We start from the raw sequence: 16,423 nt of genomic DNA on the forward strand, positions 1-16,423 counted from the left end.
AATCCTTTTATAATTTATGATTGCAAATTTGAGAAACTACGAACCCGAGACAATCGAGTTTGTAGTTTCCGATTCTATTCGGGAAAAATTTCCCCCTGTTTTATTTCAGGGTTCTACGAATGTAGATGAATTGATAAAGTTGGTGAATGAGCATTTCAATGCTACATTCCCTGAAAGTGAGGTGACACAACGTTTACTGGATGAATTTGAGATTTCCGAAATTCGTGAAGAGTATTGCATCAAGCAAGAGAATGAGGTCCCCAAACGCGAACGTGAACTGTTGGAAGCCATTGAACGTGCAAAGAAAATTAAGAGTGATGCACAAGACAGGTTAGCTTCTATTAAGACTGAAATTAAAGACCTGGCTGCCGAGGTCAAAAAGGGGACGAGGGAGTATCATCTTTCAAGTAAGAATACGATCCGGTTTGCTCTTGATGGATATTTCCTGTATTATTCATGGGTGAACGGTGAGTTTAAGCTTGTGAAAGCTGAAAAAATTCCTGATTGGGACAAACGTTCTCTTTGGGCACAGGAAGATCGAAACAGAAAGCGATGCTTGATTTGTTTGGTATTGAATATCCTGAAGTAGAACGTCCTATTGATGATACAGAAGATTATGGGGACAAGTTCGAAGAAGACCTGTCTGATAAACTTCCTGAAGAAGAACCGGAAGACGATGAGTAGATTGCAGCACAAAAAAGGCAGGAAGTCCAACTATGTGAAGCGGCTTGTGAATAATCCAGATTGGGAAGAAGCCAAGCGTAAAGTTCGTATTAGGGACGGACATAAATGCCAGATGTGCGGTAAAGACTTTAATTTAGAGATTCACCACAAAACATACAGGGTTAACGGAAAATCAATCGTTGGTCATGAGCTTGAACATCTTGATTGTCTCGTTACCCTTTGTGGTGACTGTCATTCGAAAGTTCATAAATATCACATCAAATTATGACATACCAGTTAAGAGACTACCAAAAAAGTGCTAGTGATGCAGCGGTCAGCGTTTTTAAATCCAAGGAAAAGAAAAACTACGTGATAGTTCTTCCCACTGGTGCCGGGAAGTCCCTTGTCATTGCCAATATAGCTGCACGGATAGACGGGCCGCTGATAGTGTTCCAGCCTAGCAAGGAAATACTCGAACAAAATTTTGCGAAACTTCAATCATACGGCATATTCGATTGTGGAGTTTATTCAGCTTCTGCCGGAAGAAAGGATATCAATCGTATTACGTTTGCTATGATTGGTAGTGTGATGAAACACATGAGTTTCTTCAAACATTTCAAGCACGTTCTGATTGATGAATGTCATTTAGTGAATCCGGAGAAAGGAATGTATAAGGAATTCTTTGAAGATGAGCAAAGGAAAGTTATTGGGCTGACAGCGACTCCTTACAGATTATGTTCAGGAAGAGGTGGTGCTATGCTTAAATTTATAACTCGTACCCGGCCAAAGGTTTTCACTGATGTTATTTATCACTGTCAGGTGAGTGAACTGCTTGCTAAAGGATTTCTCGCAAGTTTGAAATACTATGATATTACAAAGTTGGATTTAAGTAGAGTCAGGACTAATTCTACTGGTGCAGATTACGATGAAAAAAGTCTTCTGCAAGAGTTTGAACGTGTGGACATATACAAAGATATAGTTGGATGGACAAAACGTCTGTTGAACCCCAAATCGGGCATACCACGCAAAGGTATTTTAATATTCACGAGGTTTATTCGTGAAGCTGAAAAACTGGCTTCCGAAATTCCTAATTGTGCGATCGTTAGCGGTTCTACTCCAAAGGAGGAAAGGGCACGAATTCTGAAAGGTTTTAAAGATGGAAGAATAAAAGTTGTTGCTAATGTCGGAGTACTTACAACCGGATTCGATTACCCGGAGCTTGATACGATTGTTCTTGCACGTCCAACCAAATCCCTTTCCCTCTATTATCAAATGGTCGGTCGTGTTATTCGTCCCTGCCAAGGTAAAGAGGGTTGGGTTGTTGATTTGAGTGGGAATTTCCGGCGTTTTGGGCGTGTTGAAGAGTTACGCATAGAACAGCCTGAAAAGGGAAAATGGTGTATAATGAGTCGTGGCCGTCAATTAACCAATGTAGTATTTTAATTATCATGTGGAGAAATTACAAGAAGAAAGAAAAGAAAAAGCCTCTTTTCGAGGTAGAAGGTGTTAAGGTCAAGAAGAAACCTGATCTTGTCGATAAACTAGACAGAATATTTAGTTTATTCATCCGTTATCGTGATACGATGCCTAATGGATATTTTCAGTGTATTTCATGTGGTAAAATAAAGCCTTTCAATAAAGCAGATTGCGGTCATTACATCAACCGCCAACACATGAGTACTCGCTTTGATGAAATGAACTGCAATGCTCAATGTTCACATTGTAACCGCTTCATGGAAGGAAATATTCAGGATTATCGCAGACGTCTAGTTGCCAAGTATGGTGAACGAAATGTGCTGATCCTGGAAGCCAAGAAAAATGTTACTAAGCAATTTAGTGACTTTCAATTAGAAAAGCTGATTACTCATTACAAGGAAGAAGCGAAAAAACTGAAGGAAGCAAAAGGTCTGTGAGTTTTATTACTAATCGGAGTATAATCCCTTAAAATATGGAAAGAAATTCATTCATCTTTTATAAAGGGTGGAGAGAAGCAATCAAGGATTTGCCGGATGATGTCAGGCTGGAGATTTACGAAAGCATAATTGAGTATGCGACAACGGGAAATCTTCGGGGGTTGAAACCTATGGCAAATATTGCTTTCAACTTTATAAAGATAGATATAGACAGGGATACTGAAAAGTATATGTCTATTGTGGAAAGGAATAAGAGCAATGGTTCTAAGGGGGGACGTCCGAAAAGTGAAAACCCAAAAGAACCCAAAGAACCCACAAAACCCACTGGGTTATTTGGAAACCCAAAAGAACCCACAAACCCGATAATGATAATGAATATGATAATGATTATGTAGATGATAATGATTCTCATTTAAAAAAGAAAGAAACTTCTCCTAAAGGAGAATCAAAGAAAGACGAGCTTTCTTTGTTCCCCGAGGAAAAGATTGATTGGGGTGGGCTAATGGATTATTTTAATTCCACGTTTAAAGGTAAACTTCCTGCTATAAAGTCCATAGATGCAAAACGAAAGAAAGCTATTAAAGCACGTGTCGCACAATACGGAAAGCAAGCTGTATTCGATGTGTTCCAATTGGTTTTAGACAGTCCTTTCTTGCTTGGACAAAACGATAAAAATTGGAGGTGCACTTTTGACTGGATATTCAAGTCTGCGAATTTTACTAAAATTTTAGAAGGAAATTACAATGGAAAACGAACTGATACTGCGGCCACAAGAAGAGAATCGGTTAGCAGTCTTACGGACCTCGCCGAAAAACTATTGCAAAGCTCTATGCCCCAAGAAGGTTGAAGATGTATTTCAAAGTGATGAACCTTCTATTGGCACTATTATAAGAAAGTTTGGTGAGCCGCAAGCCAGAGCAGTGTTGGTCATATTGATAGCTGATGCCTTGGAGTTTTTCAATGTCGGTAATCCAATGTCGGCTACACAAGTCGCTACTACAGTAGATTTAATCATTGAAGAATATCCATATATGAAAACTGATGATTTTAAACTGTGTTTCAAGAACGCAATGAAAATGAAATATGGCAATATCTATAATAGAATTGATGGTCAGGTCATCATGAGTTGGCTTCGTGAATACAATAAAGAACGTTGTGCTGTTGCTGATAATCAGTCATGGAATTTTCATAAAGAGAATTTGTCGGAGGAAGTGGGCTATACAAGTGGCTTGTCGTATGAAGAATACCGGAACGAACTCAAACTTAGAGTTGAGCAAGGAGATGAAGAAGCTGCTAAAGCGTTAAGTCTCTCAAATGAAATAATCTCTTATCTAAACAAAAGAGAATATGGTAAACAAGAAGCAGAAGGTGACAATTTACTGGAACACTAGGCATATCAAACTTGAAGATATTCCTGAAGTGAAAAGAAGAATACGGGAGCGTTTTGGTATTCCTAATCACACAACTGTTAATGGTGAAACGGATTGTTATATCCGTGAGGAAGATATGGAATTGCTTCGGGAAACGGAAAAACGTGGCTTCATTCAAATACGTAATAAGCCCGCATGAAAATGGCGTTAAAATGGCGAAGTTTCTGTTTGCATAACTTGTCATTTTACGATAACTTTACTGATGTAATGAATTAAAAGTCAAACCAATATAATTAAATTATGGAAGTACAAAACATTAGAATTGACCTTATCAGTCCTTCTCCTTTGAATCCGAGAAAGACTTTTGATGAAGCAGCTCTTGAAGAGCTTGCAAGCAACATTGAAAAGCAAGGTTTATTGCAACCTGTCACTGTCAGAGTTGCTAAATCCGAGGAGATGACTAACCTAGAAACCGGAGATGTTACCCCATTACCTTACACATACGAAATTGTTTGCGGTGAGCGTCGTTTCCGGGCTGTGTCACTTTTGAAAGCAAAGGAAGATGAAGCGAATGTTGCAAAAATCAAAGCCCATCGAAAAAAGTCGGAAAAATTTCAGACAATATCCTGCATTGTCAGAGAAATGACAGATGATGAGGCTTTTGAAGCGATGATTACCGAGAATCTTCAAAGAAAAGATGTTGATCCCATCGAAGAAGCTTTTGCCTTTGCGCAGTTGGCTGAAAAAGGACGAACTTTGGAAGATATCGCTCTTAAAATAGGAAAGTCTACCCGGTTTGTATTTGACCGTATTAAATTGAATTCTCTTATTCCTGAACTAAAAGAGCGGGTAAGAAATGGAGATATACCATTGTCCGGTGCTATGATTCTTTCTAAATTGGATGAAGATACTCAAAAAGAGTTTCATGAGGAGGAGGAAGAACAATGTACTACTGCTATGATTCGAGAATTTGTGAGTAATTCTTTCATGGAGCTTGGTAACGCACCTTGGATTAAAGATGATTCCGATAATTGGGAAAATACTGATATTAAATCATGTTCTCAATGTGAGAATAATACGTGTAATCATGGTTGTTTGTTCTATGAAATGAATAGTAAGGATGCTAGATGTATCAATGCTGCTTGCTATGAGAAAAAACAGATTGCTTATGTGACGCGGAAAATTCAACTAGAATATGAACATCTTGTTAAAGTTGGCGAACCTCTTTCATTTGGAAAAACAGTAATTATCGCTAGACGTCCTGATACATATTGGGGAGAAGATAGAAAGGTTTTCTATGAAAAAACTTTGGAAGCTGTTAAACAACTTGGATTTGAAATAGTTGATCCTGATGAAATCTTTAGATGTAAGTGCTGGTATTCAGAAGATGATGAACGCACTTTGAAAATGCTTGAAGATGGAGAAGTTTATCGTTGTCTTTCATTTTTTGGACATTATTCTCCCGAATTTAACGTTAGTTCTATTATGTTAGAAAAGAAACGGCTTCCTCTACTTCCGCCGTTGCCGATCTAAAAGAGATAGAAAGGGAAAAAATAAACGCCCAATTAAAAAGAGCGAAGGATATAGTCAAGGAGAAGTCTGCTGAAGAAATGCGTAAGTGGGCGCAAGAGAAAACATATTATCAGAGAACAAAAGAATTCTCTGAAAATGAACAACTTGTTTTTGATGTGCTGGTTCTTAGCGGTTGTAGCAGTACTTATCTTGAAAAACTGAATTTGAAAAAATGGAATGGTGAGAGTGATTTTGTAAATTATGTTAAAAACAACCAAGCTGACCGACACCAATGGTATAGAGCCTTTATTGCTGAATGCTTATCATCGAATAATGTGAATTTCTACTCCTATTTGCAAAAGTGTCAGAAAATCCTTTTTGCAGAACAATATCCGGATGATTTCAAAGCGCTCTCTAAGAAACTTGCGGATTCATATGATAAGAAAGAAAAGAAGCTCAAAGAAAGACTGAAAGAGCTAAATAACGATAACACAGAGGAAGCCTAGTGGTTTCCTCTCTTTATTGACGCACTTATGAAAACGTGGACTGGCGAACAACTTGCTATACTTGACAGTGAGTACCCGACTGCTGATTTAAAAGAACTTGCTAGGCGTCTTGATAAAACACTTAGTGCTGTTAAAACAAAGGCCTTGATTCGAAAACTTAGGCGCTCTCCGAGAATCTCGTTTTGGAATAGTGAGAGACTTGATAAATTGAAAAAGTTGTATCCCAATCATACTAATGAGGAAATAGCACAGATATTAGGTACCACTTATTCTGCTGTAAATGGAGTTGCATTTAAATTACGGCTCTTTAAATCTAAAGAATTTAAATTTCAATGCGCTTCTAAAAGCTTCTTTCCCAAAGGCCACCAACCGATGAACAAGGGACGTAAGCAAACGGAATATATGTCAGAGGAACAATTAGCAAAAACGAAAGCTACTCGATTTAAGAAAGGACATGTCCCCAAAAATCATAAACCAGTCGGTTATGAACGCATAACTCGTGACGGTTACATTGAAGTGAAAACTGCCGAACCGAATGTCTTTGAACTTAAACATCGGCTTGTATGGATTGAGCATAATGGAGAAATCCCCCCTGGTTATAATATTCAGTTTAAAGATGGCAACAGGCAAAACGTTTCCATTGAGAACCTTTACATGATTAGTCGTTCTGAACAATTAAAAAAAGAGAATTCTTTGTATGCCCGATATCCGGAAGATGTTCAGTACCTAATCAAGCTAAAAGGAGCTTTGAATAGACAAATTAATAAAGCAACAAAAAAGAATGAATCATGACTGATGGAGCAATAGATAGATTGAAAGAAATGGTTAATAAACCATTCCTTTATCAGAATGAAGAAGTTGTAATTCTCAATTACTGTGACGGTACCGGTGATGATGGTACCGAAGTTGAGATATACTTGAATAATGGCAAAGTGTTAGTGTTTAGTATGTTTGATTTGGCTTCCAAGTTGAACCGTTTCCGGCCAATAACAAATACTGTTGTCGTGTTGGCAAATGAACGGTTGAATAAGGTGTCTACAGTGAACCCTACCATTTTACAAGATTTGAGGAATTTGGTTCTTCAACAAATTAAGGATGTGAAAGAAGATCCTAGTAAAGTGAGCCAAGCAAAACAAGTTTTCCAAGGGGTTAATACCGTAATCAATCTTGCCAAAACAGAATTGGAATACAGGAAATATTTAGATACAACAGACCCCTCAAAATAAATAATAGTATGCTGATAGATAAAGAATATGTTCATTGGTTTCGCATCAGAGACCAACCTAATAGAATCGTGTGAGATTATTCATAGTCTAACAATTTAACCCGATCGATATGATAACATTGAATAGGTTTGCCCAGAGATGCTTGAATATCATGAGGAAGCGCTTTAAGATGAATGAGCATAGCTCAAGAAAAGCGTTTAGCATAAGAATTGAAGCCGTTTGGAGAAAATTCGATATTGCTTCTAAATATAGGAGTGATAATCTTCCTAAATATTCGGAAGATGAAGAATTGGCAGCCGAGATGATAATTTACCTTGTTGCCTATTTAAAAAGATTTGGTTGTGAGGACATTGAACAGCTTATCAAAGATAAGATAGAGTTCGATGATAGAAAAAATGATTAGGTGTTGTTACTGACTGTTTGTGTTGTTGATTTTGTGTTGTTGATTTTAATATAGTTAGTTATGACAGAGATTATTCAAGTCTGCCTACTTGATTTTAATAAGGGGCAGCTCACGGGATTGCCGAAAAATCCACGTTTTTTTCGTGATTACCGCTTTGAAGCGATGAAGAAAAGCATTCAGGATTCGCCAGAGATGCTTGAGCTTCGAGAACTTATAGTTTTTCCCTACAATGATGGCAGATATATTGTTGTTTGTGGTAATTTACGTTTGCGGGCTTGCAAGGAGTTAGGTTATAAAGAGTTGCCTTGTAAAATTCTGGCACCTGATACCCCCGTTAAGAAGTTGAGGGAATATGCCACTAAAGATAATGTCAATTTTGGTGAGAATGATTTGGACGTTATGGAAAACGAGTGGAATAAGGCGGAACTCCAAGACTGGGGCATCGAATTTGCCCCGGAGAGGAAAGAGGATGAATTTAAAGAGCGCTTCGATGCCATCACGGATGATACAGCCATTTATCCTCTCATTCCAAAGTATGACGAAAAACATGAGTTGTTTATCATCACCTCAAGTAATGAGGTAGATAGCAACTGGCTTCGTGAAAGGCTGGACATGCAGCACATGAAGTCGTACAAGACCGGGAAAATAAGTAAATCCAATGTAATTGATATAAAAGACGTTCGCCATGCCCTGCAAGATAGTAATACCAAGTCATAAACGCCATGACCGGGTGTTCGCTAAAAAGTTGGTGAACGATCCTATCATTTGCGTTGCTGAAAGTCAAGCTGACTTATATCAGCAATTTAACCCGGAATGTGAAATTGTTACTCATCCTGACGACGTTATGGGCCTCATCCCGAAACGTAATTGGATGGCAAAGCATTTTGGAGAACTTTTCATGCTTGATGATGATGTCCATGCCTGCAAACCTATTTATGTGGAAAAAGGAGAACCTAGCCGGATAAAGGATAAAGATAAGATAACCAATATCATTCAGTCATTATTTGAGATGGCCAGTATGATGGATGTACATCTGTTTGGCTTCACCGCTCGGATATCGCCGGTAATGTATGATGAATCCGCTTTTCTTTCTCTTTCGAAAATGATAACCGGTTGCAGTTATGGAGTAATCTATAACAAAAACACTTGGTGGAATGAGGAAATACGTTTGAAGGAAGATTTTTGGATTTCTTGTTACATGAAGTACAAAGAACGTAAAGTTTTAACCGATTTGCGGTATAATTTTGAGCAAAAGAACACTTTTGTAAACGCTGGTGGGCTTGCTTCTATAAGGAATCAGGAAGAGGAACGTAAATCTATCCTCTTTATCAAAAAGAATTTTGGTGATAGTATTTTGCTAAAGAGTGCAACCACTAATGGGAAAGACAAAACAAAGCAGCTCGTTCAATATAATATATCATGCAAATTCAAATTCTAATAGTCTGTAAAAAAGGCGTTTAAATGGCGTCCATTCTGTTTGTCATATTCGCCTTTTTTAGCTAATTTTACTGATGTAATAAACTAAAAGTCAAACCATTAAATTAGAATTATGATTATAAGAACAGTTTGCGGATATGATTTCTTTGAGGTGAGTTCTGCAATGCAGAAAGCCATTAGGCGAGCCGACACCGGGGTAGCCGGCTTTTTTGCATTGGAACTTTGGGCGAGTGGGTACCGCGACTATGTGTGGAGCGTCTGTTTACCATTAGTGCTGAAGATTGCTATGGAATCATTACTAAAGAGATAGAAGCATTGTGGCAGGGGCATGAGCTGGTAAACAAGACTGCTACTGAACCCAAAGGGAGGATATTTGTGAGTAAAGCTGTTATTCTCCTTTGTGAATGTAGAAAGAATCGTGATGCGGATCATTTGCAAAACTTCATCTATGATAGAAAGGATATTGATATAGAAAAGTGGATAAATGATGTCAGGCGTTACCCTATTCCTATCCCAGATTACACTTTCGATGTACATACACGAAAGGGTAAAAAACATGGGAGAACCAAAGAAGAATTCTTTCAGGAAGAATACAAGGCGTTACAACCTCGTGTTCCTGGTTTATTCGATGATTTGGTTCAACCCAGTCAACCAAAGTTATTTAATGATGAAACCACGGCTAAGTAGCTGTGGTTTCTCATATTTCATATAAGTCAAACCAATTTAATTAAAAAAATGAACACGTATTACAAATTTGCGCCAAATGTATTTTTGGCAAAGTGTGATGAGAAGCACGAAAAAGGTGAAACTATTGAAGTTACCACCAAGTATGGTAAGGAGAACGAAAGTATAGTATTTAACCTAATCTTCGAAAAAGATGGGTTTTACTATTATTCCATCGTTAGAGCTGACGGCTTTAATGTTCAAGAATGGGCTAAGCAAAGAGCGGAACGCAGGCATGAATGGGCGTCATCGGCTGTACAAAAAAGTAATGAGTATTTTCAGAAATCAAATAAGCATCGTGATTTCCTTTCTTTGGGTGAGCCTATCAAAGTTGGACACCATAGCGAACGAGGACATCGCAAAATGATAGATGATGCCTGGAATAACATGGGGAAAAGCGTTGAGCTTAGTGATAAGGCTGCCGAACATGAAAGAGTTGCGAAGTATTGGGAAAAAAGGGCTAATACGATAAACTTGTCCATGCCGGAAAGTATAGATTTCTACGAACATAAGTTGGAACAAGCAAAAGAATATCATGAAGGATTGAAGTCCGGCAAATATCCACGTAGCCACTCTTACACTCTCACTTATGCAAAAAAAGAAGTGAATGAGTTGCAAAAGAAATACGAACTTGCAATAAAACTGTGGGGCGATGTTTACTAATCTGTAGTATCTCAAATAATTTACTATGAGAGAATTATCTAAAGAAATCTCATTACAAAGGGTAATGAGGGCTTCAGGTCGTGTACCTGTACAATGCTCATGCAGTGTTTGTAAACAACAATGTCATACGCCATGTTTAGGTACTCCTGATGATATTGAACGAATTATTGATGCAGGTTATGCCGACAGGTTAGCGCTGACGAACTGGGCTGCTGGTATATTCTTAGGGGTTATTAATATTGCTATTCCGATGATTCAGCCCGTTGCTGGTAAGGAGTATTGTGCTTTTTTCGAGAATGGACTGTGTATCTTACATGATAAGGGTTTGAAGCCCACTGAAGGACGTTTGTCTCATCACACTGTCAGGAAGGATAACTTCAATCCTACTATGAGTATTGCTTGGAACGTTGCAAAAGAATGGCTGATGCCGGAGAATGAGGATGTACTTTCTCGTGTAGTAAATAAATTCTTGAATGCAAGGAAGCCATGAATGTGTGTCAATCAATACCTCGTAGAGATTGTAAGGTGTTTGCTAAATGTGGAGCAAAATCCTTATCACATTGCCGGCGGCACCGCGAAACTGATGAGAAGTGTAAAAGTTGTACTCTAATTCATCGTAAGCCGCGTAATCGGATTATAGATGATTCAGGACGTGAAATGAAAAGATGTACCCATTGCGGAAATTACTTCTACTTGAACCGGTTCTACAATCGTATAGTGGTGAGAAAAGGTAAGGAATATCATTTGTTGACTTCCTGGTGCCGTATGTGTATGTCACAGATTAATAATCAGAGGGCAAAGAAGAAAAAGTGATTTGTCTATTAAATTTTTTGTATGAAATATTATGCTTCAGTCAGCTTTGGAAAGGATTCCTTGGCAATGCTTTTCATGCTAATAGAAAAAGGATATCAGTTGGATGAAGTCGTTTTCTATGATACAGGTATGGAATTTCAGGCAATCTATAACACTCGTGATGCTGTTCTTCCAATTCTTAAAAAACTTGGCATTAAATATACCGAACTGCATCCGGAGCAACCTTTTCTTTGGACAATGTTTGAAAGGCCGGTTAAGAAAAGAGGGACCAATATTATTCATAAAAAGGGATATAGTTGGTGTGGGGGAACATGCCGGTGGGGAACGAGTGAAAAACTTCGTGCATTGAAAGCTCACACAAAAGACGGAATTGATTATGTCGGTATTGCTGCCGATGAGACCCATCGCTTTGAAAAGGAAAATCGACCTAATCGGGTTTTACCACTTCGTGATTGGGGTATTACTGAAGCAGATGCACTCCAGTATTGTTACACAAAAGGTTTTGTTTGGCATGAGGATGGAGTAAGGCTATATGAGCTACTTGATCGTGTGAGTTGCTGGTGTTGTGGAAATAAGAACTTGAAGGAGTTGAAGAATATGTATTTGTATCTTCCATGGTATTGGAAAAAGCTGAAAGAACTTCAGTTAAATACCGATAGGCCCTATCGTCGTAATAGTGGAGAAACCATTTTTGATTTAGAGGAAAGATTTAGACGTGAATTGTTGAAGAAAAAAACTGATTAAAATGGCGTTAAAATGGCGAAGTTTCTGTTTGCTAAACTTGTCAATAACGATTACCTTTATAGACGTAAAGCATTAAAAGTCAATCAACATGAAGAGGAATGAAAAAATAGAAAAATTAGAAAGACTAGGTATTTTCAATCAATGGAAATATAACACAGAAAGAGCAAATGATACATTTAATATTGAGTGTCCTGACTTCTCAATGACAAATGAAGAGCGGGTGAACAATTTGTTAGATGTTGATTGCTGTTTTCATCGATTTCTAGCTATCTCATTCCCTTTTAATGGTACTCCTGAAGGCGTTGCTTTTTGGGAGAATATTGCAAAAAAATAATCGAACTTAATTGAATTGAAATTATGAGTAAAAAAGATTTAATAGAGCAGAACATTACAAGAGTTCAAGAATATGTGAGGGAACTTATTGAAGATGCAAAGTGGAATAATGGTGTTTCGGAAACTCTTGAATCTACTTCAATAATTGTAGGTAATAGTGATGATATCTATGATTTTGCAATTTTATTTGCTTCTAATACTGAATGTGTTTATTGTGAATTCATAGATAGTAAAATAGAGTACATTGATTGTGAATTAGATTGTGAAATATGCCAATTTGAAGGAAGAATAATTTTTCAATATATAAACGGAAAATTTCATAATCCTGCTAGTCAAATTATCGAACTATCAAAGTTGCTGATGAAAGGCGAATTAAGAGACACAAAAAGTATCTTTTGTTCTATGGTACTTCGATTAATGGATACTGAAGAATACAGTAACAATTATTGTAAATCTTTGGATTTAGTTCTGAGGCTGTTTCCTGAAATAGATGGAGAATTATTAGAAAAGGAATTGGATAGATATATTTAAGCATTACAAGGATGAGTAAAATGAATTTAAATGAATTAAGAGACAAAGCATATAAAACAGCTTGTGAACATGGGTTTCACGATCAAGAGCTAAGTAACAATCATTTTCTTTGCCTTGTGATTTCTGAACTGATGGAAGCTGTGGAAGCAGATAGAAAAGGAAGGCGTGCTAATGTTGATCGGTATAATAAGAAGATTGCTAACAGCCGCATTTGTCAAGGATTGGATTCTGACATTCCCAAAGAGCGCGGTTACGAAGTTGCATATAACGAAACCATTAAAGGTTCAATCGAAGAAGAATTAGCTGATGCTGTTATCCGCTTGCTTGATCTTGCAGGACTTCGAGGAATAAACCTTGAACTTGCCAATGGAGATATTGATGACTGTATTGAAGATATGGCAGAAGCCTGTAAAGGCGAAACTTTTACCGAATCAATCTATTCCATCTCTACACTTCCTGTTAGGTATGACGGAATATTTGATTTTCCTACAGCCGTGAATGATATGATACTATCTATCTTCGGGCTTGCCAAGCACTTAGATATAAACCTGCTTTGGCACATCGAGCAGAAAATGAAGTATAACGAACTCCGTGAAAAGATGCACGGGATGAAGTATTAACTCTCAAATCAAAAAAATGGATGATAAACGAAAACAAATATTGGTAGATTACATATCCTACCTGTATACGACGGGTAGGAGCTATGATAGCATCGGGAAATACATCAAATATGTGACTGATTTTCTTGAAAATTCCGAAGAAATCAATCGTCATGGTTATTATAAATATAAACATAAAAATGCTGATGCTATGGTGCGCCATTCGTTTATGTGTGAGGCTGTTTGTGATTTATTGTCTTATCTTAAAATCGGATATGGCCGACGGGAAAAGGCTGTAAAGCCTTTGGAGAAACTTGAGGTTATTTCAGAGAAGAATAAGAAACTGCTTAATGATTTTATAATATGGTTGACTGATAACAATGATTATTCCTCTCACACAATTGATGTCTATTATACCTCGTTGAGAAAATATTTTGAATACGCCAATGAACTAAATATGGATAATTGCAGACGATTTATAAAAAGCCTTGAAGAGGAAAAACTTTCTCCAGCTACCATTCGATTACGTATTACAGCCATTGAGAAGTTCTCCAAATGGGTGAAGAAACCTATTGAACTGAAACGACCTAGAATGAAACGCAAGTTGGATGTAAACAATGTGCCGACAGAAGAGGAATATAATAGGTTACTGGAGTATCTGAAAACAAAACTCAACAAGGATTACTATTTCTTCATTAAGGTATTGGGTACTACAGGAGCTCGGCTCTCGGAGTTTCAGCAATTCACGTGGGAGGATATAGCGGCCGGCGAAGTTGTTTTGAAAGGGAAAGGGAACAAGTATCGGCGTTTCTTTTTCCAAAAGCAATTGCAGAGGGAAGTGAAGGACTATATAAAGGAGACAGGCAAGTCCGGTACTCTTGCTGTTGGGAGATTCGGGCCGTTGACTCAAAGAGGTCTTTCACAGCATCTGAAAGTATGGGGTAAACATTGTGGTATTGATTCGAAAAAAATGCACGCTCACGCCTTCCGGCACTTCTTTGCTAAAATGTTCCTGAAGAAAACCAAAGATGTAATTCAATTAGCAGACCTTCTTGGTCATGGTAGTGTAGATACAACAAGAATTTATTTACAAAAAAGTTATGATGAACAACAAAGAGACTTTAATAAAAACGTTACGTGGTAGTGTAGCCCAGCTCAATGAATTGTCGGATATGACTGAAGGCATAGATGTTTATGACGCTGCCGGATATGTTGATACTGAATTTCTTATGGAAGCGCTTTCCTGTGTTAATACTTTTATGGATGCGAGTAATATGGTTATTACGAAAATATCCTCACTGTTAGCGCCGGACGCTCCGGTTGATGAAAGGAAGAGCCAGGCTGATGAAGGTAAGAAATGGAATGTGGAAGAGATACTGAAGCATTGTACTCTTGAGGATAGTGTTCTTAAACTTCCGAAAGTACAATTCAATAAGAAATCCTATGCTGAAGCAAAGAAATGGATAGAAGAAGCTGGCGGCTCATGGCAGGGAGGTAAGATACAGGGATTCACATTTCCTTTTAATCCGGAACGTGTGTTCTCCATCTTGAAAGAAGGTAAGCGATGCGATTTGCAAAAAGACTTTCAGTTCTTTGAAACACCTGCTGATATTGCAGACTGGTTGGTAATGCTTGCCGGTGGAATTCACGAAACAGATACCGTACTTGAACCAAGTGCCGGACGCGGTGCTCTGATAAAAGCGGTCCATCGGTCATGCCCGTCAGTAATAGTTGAATGTTATGAACTGATGCCGGAAAACAGGGAGTTCCTTCATACACTTGATAACGTAATATTGCTTGGTGAGGATTTCACTAAAGATAGTGTAGGAAATTACACTAAGATTATTGCTAATCCTCCATTTTCCGGTAATCAGGATATTGACCATGTAAGACTTATGTATGAACGCTTGGAAGAAGGTGGAACTCTTGCTGCTATTACCAGCCAGCATTGGAAATTCGCATCTGAAAAGAAATGTGTTGAGTTCCGGGAATGGTTGGAAGAGGTTCATGGAGAAGTTTTTGAAATCGGAGCAGGTGAATTCAAGGAAAGTGGAACGACTGTTAGCACCATGGCAGTTGTAATAAAAAAGTGATTCAAATCAAATAAAATAACGACTCTACTTATTGTGCCCCGGAGTATAATATCTCGCAGACTTACTGCCTGTTACTTTCTTTATTTGTCCTGGAGGAATTGTTTTATCCTTATGTGGGTGAACCCTCACCGACATACATGAAGTAATGTTAAGGCATAATGATATGCAGAATAACGTAAGTAGTAATTTAGTTTCATATAATCTATTTTTTAATTAAACAAGTAGCAACAAAAAAAGTTTGGAACAATGAAAGCAATAACAATAAAACAGCCGTGGGCCTCTTTGATAATCCACGGTATTAAAGACATCGAAAATCGAGCTTGGCCGTGTCCTAAGAAATACTTAGGACAGAGGATACTGATTCATTCAAGCGGTAAACCTTTGAATTACGATAATTTCTATGATTCAATACTTACCAATGAGCAGTTATTGGCATTACCAGAAAACAAAGAGTGGAAAGATTTTAGTTTTTGTACAGGCTCCATTATCGGTAGCGTTGAGATAGTGGATTGTGTACAGAATCATTCTTCTATCTGGGCCGAAAAAAAGTTTATAACTGGGTGTTAGCTAATCCTATTATTTATGAAGAACCTATCGAAAATGTAAAAGGGAAACTATCTTTCTGGGACTATCCCGGTATCAAAGACGTAAGTATTGAGTGTCCAGAATGTGGTAACATAGAGATAGCAGTTGAAGATTATACAACAGCCCCTTTTCCAACTTATTTGCATAGGTGCAATAAGTGTGAACACGTGATTATGGAAAGTGAATGGAATATAGTTAGGTGATTTATAGAGAGTTTTTCATATTTCGAAAATCTGAGATAAATTTTCCTAGAAATAATTTTGTTGATAGATGATTTACATTATCTTTGCAGTGTCATCCCGGGAAAAT

The 16,423-nt window shown here is 37.7% G+C and carries 21 protein-coding genes and 2 pseudogenes; all 23 read left to right on the forward strand.

Annotation, left to right across the window (positions count from 1 at the left end):
* Positions 1–28 precede the first annotated feature (28 nt).
* The gene (locus DXA05_RS01560; protein WP_284515355.1) at positions 29–589 is read left to right on the forward strand and encodes a hypothetical protein; all 561 of its coding nucleotides are present in this window, start codon (positions 29–31) and stop codon (positions 587–589) included.
* 12 nt (positions 590–601) lie between these two features.
* Positions 602–952, forward strand: a complete 351-nt coding sequence (locus DXA05_RS01565) for an HNH endonuclease (RefSeq protein WP_229070380.1) — start codon at positions 602–604, stop codon at positions 950–952.
* Positions 949–2,106, forward strand: coding sequence for a DEAD/DEAH box helicase (locus DXA05_RS01570; protein ID WP_008999323.1), 1,158 nt, complete (start codon positions 949–951; stop codon positions 2,104–2,106). Before DXA05_RS01565 ends, DXA05_RS01570 begins: the two co-directional genes overlap by 4 nt.
* A gap of 5 nt (positions 2,107–2,111) precedes the next feature.
* Positions 2,112–2,576, forward strand: coding sequence for a recombination protein NinG (locus DXA05_RS01575; RefSeq protein WP_004300212.1), 465 nt, complete (start codon positions 2,112–2,114; stop codon positions 2,574–2,576).
* A 35-nt stretch (positions 2,577–2,611) separates the two neighbouring features.
* Complete coding sequence (locus tag DXA05_RS26855; protein WP_284515356.1) at positions 2,612–2,971, forward strand: DUF6291 domain-containing protein; 360 nt, start codon at positions 2,612–2,614, stop codon at positions 2,969–2,971.
* A gap of 579 nt (positions 2,972–3,550) precedes the next feature.
* Positions 3,551–3,967, forward strand: coding sequence for a hypothetical protein (locus DXA05_RS28280; RefSeq protein ID WP_004318823.1), 417 nt, complete (start codon positions 3,551–3,553; stop codon positions 3,965–3,967).
* Positions 3,924–4,145: a hypothetical protein gene (locus tag DXA05_RS01590; protein ID WP_117512283.1), complete on the forward strand. Its 222-nt coding sequence runs from the start codon at positions 3,924–3,926 to the stop codon at positions 4,143–4,145. The genes DXA05_RS28280 and DXA05_RS01590 overlap by 44 nt, the downstream gene beginning before the upstream one ends.
* 101 nt (positions 4,146–4,246) lie before the next feature.
* Positions 4,247–5,964 (forward strand): annotated as a pseudogene (locus DXA05_RS01595) (ParB N-terminal domain-containing protein).
* A gap of 27 nt (positions 5,965–5,991) precedes the next feature.
* Entirely contained in the window at positions 5,992–6,756 is a 765-nt protein-coding gene (locus DXA05_RS01600) for an HNH endonuclease signature motif containing protein (RefSeq protein ID WP_009039411.1), read from the forward strand.
* Positions 6,753–7,190, forward strand: a complete 438-nt coding sequence (locus DXA05_RS01605) for a hypothetical protein (RefSeq protein ID WP_004300218.1) — start codon at positions 6,753–6,755, stop codon at positions 7,188–7,190. Before DXA05_RS01600 ends, DXA05_RS01605 begins: the two co-directional genes overlap by 4 nt.
* Positions 7,191–7,299: 109 nt before the next feature.
* Positions 7,300–7,593 (forward strand): hypothetical protein, encoded by a 294-nt coding sequence (locus DXA05_RS01610; protein WP_004318818.1) that lies wholly within the window; start codon positions 7,300–7,302, stop codon positions 7,591–7,593.
* Positions 7,594–7,653: 60 nt separating this feature from the next.
* Entirely contained in the window at positions 7,654–8,310 is a 657-nt protein-coding gene (locus DXA05_RS01615) for a ParB N-terminal domain-containing protein (protein ID WP_074909859.1), read from the forward strand.
* The gene (locus DXA05_RS01620) at positions 8,279–9,031 is read left to right on the forward strand and encodes a hypothetical protein (RefSeq protein WP_004300221.1); all 753 of its coding nucleotides are present in this window, start codon (positions 8,279–8,281) and stop codon (positions 9,029–9,031) included. Before DXA05_RS01615 ends, DXA05_RS01620 begins: the two co-directional genes overlap by 32 nt.
* A gap of 111 nt (positions 9,032–9,142) precedes the next feature.
* Positions 9,143–9,717, forward strand: a pseudogene (locus tag DXA05_RS01625) (hypothetical protein).
* A gap of 48 nt (positions 9,718–9,765) precedes the next feature.
* Positions 9,766–10,416, forward strand: a complete 651-nt coding sequence (locus DXA05_RS01630; protein WP_074911564.1) for a DUF3560 domain-containing protein — start codon at positions 9,766–9,768, stop codon at positions 10,414–10,416.
* A gap of 25 nt (positions 10,417–10,441) precedes the next feature.
* A complete protein-coding gene (locus DXA05_RS01635; protein WP_074911562.1) occupies positions 10,442–10,906 on the forward strand; it encodes a hypothetical protein in 465 nt (154 codons plus the stop codon).
* 344 nt (positions 10,907–11,250) lie between these two features.
* Entirely contained in the window at positions 11,251–11,973 is a 723-nt protein-coding gene (locus DXA05_RS01645) for a phosphoadenosine phosphosulfate reductase family protein (RefSeq protein ID WP_128858682.1), read from the forward strand.
* 88 nt (positions 11,974–12,061) lie between these two features.
* Positions 12,062–12,307, forward strand: a complete 246-nt coding sequence (locus DXA05_RS01650; RefSeq protein ID WP_004300227.1) for a hypothetical protein — start codon at positions 12,062–12,064, stop codon at positions 12,305–12,307.
* 23 nt (positions 12,308–12,330) lie between these two features.
* The gene (locus tag DXA05_RS01655; RefSeq protein WP_122138972.1) at positions 12,331–12,837 is read left to right on the forward strand and encodes a hypothetical protein; all 507 of its coding nucleotides are present in this window, start codon (positions 12,331–12,333) and stop codon (positions 12,835–12,837) included.
* An 11-nt stretch (positions 12,838–12,848) separates the two neighbouring features.
* Entirely contained in the window at positions 12,849–13,457 is a 609-nt protein-coding gene (locus DXA05_RS01660) for a hypothetical protein (RefSeq protein WP_077154466.1), read from the forward strand.
* 16 nt (positions 13,458–13,473) lie between these two features.
* A complete protein-coding gene (locus DXA05_RS01665) occupies positions 13,474–14,580 on the forward strand; it encodes a tyrosine-type recombinase/integrase (protein ID WP_077154465.1) in 1,107 nt (368 codons plus the stop codon).
* Positions 14,537–15,529, forward strand: coding sequence for an SAM-dependent DNA methyltransferase (locus DXA05_RS01670; RefSeq protein ID WP_128858683.1), 993 nt, complete (start codon positions 14,537–14,539; stop codon positions 15,527–15,529). The genes DXA05_RS01665 and DXA05_RS01670 overlap by 44 nt, the downstream gene beginning before the upstream one ends.
* A gap of 246 nt (positions 15,530–15,775) precedes the next feature.
* Positions 15,776–16,096, forward strand: coding sequence for an ASCH domain-containing protein (locus DXA05_RS26870; RefSeq protein WP_284515360.1), 321 nt, complete (start codon positions 15,776–15,778; stop codon positions 16,094–16,096).
* The last annotated feature ends 327 nt before the right edge of the window (positions 16,097–16,423 follow it).

It is taken from the genome of Bacteroides sp. AM54-2NS, assembly GCF_003602935.1.
Lineage (GTDB): Bacteria > Bacteroidota > Bacteroidia > Bacteroidales > Bacteroidaceae > Bacteroides > Bacteroides xylanisolvens.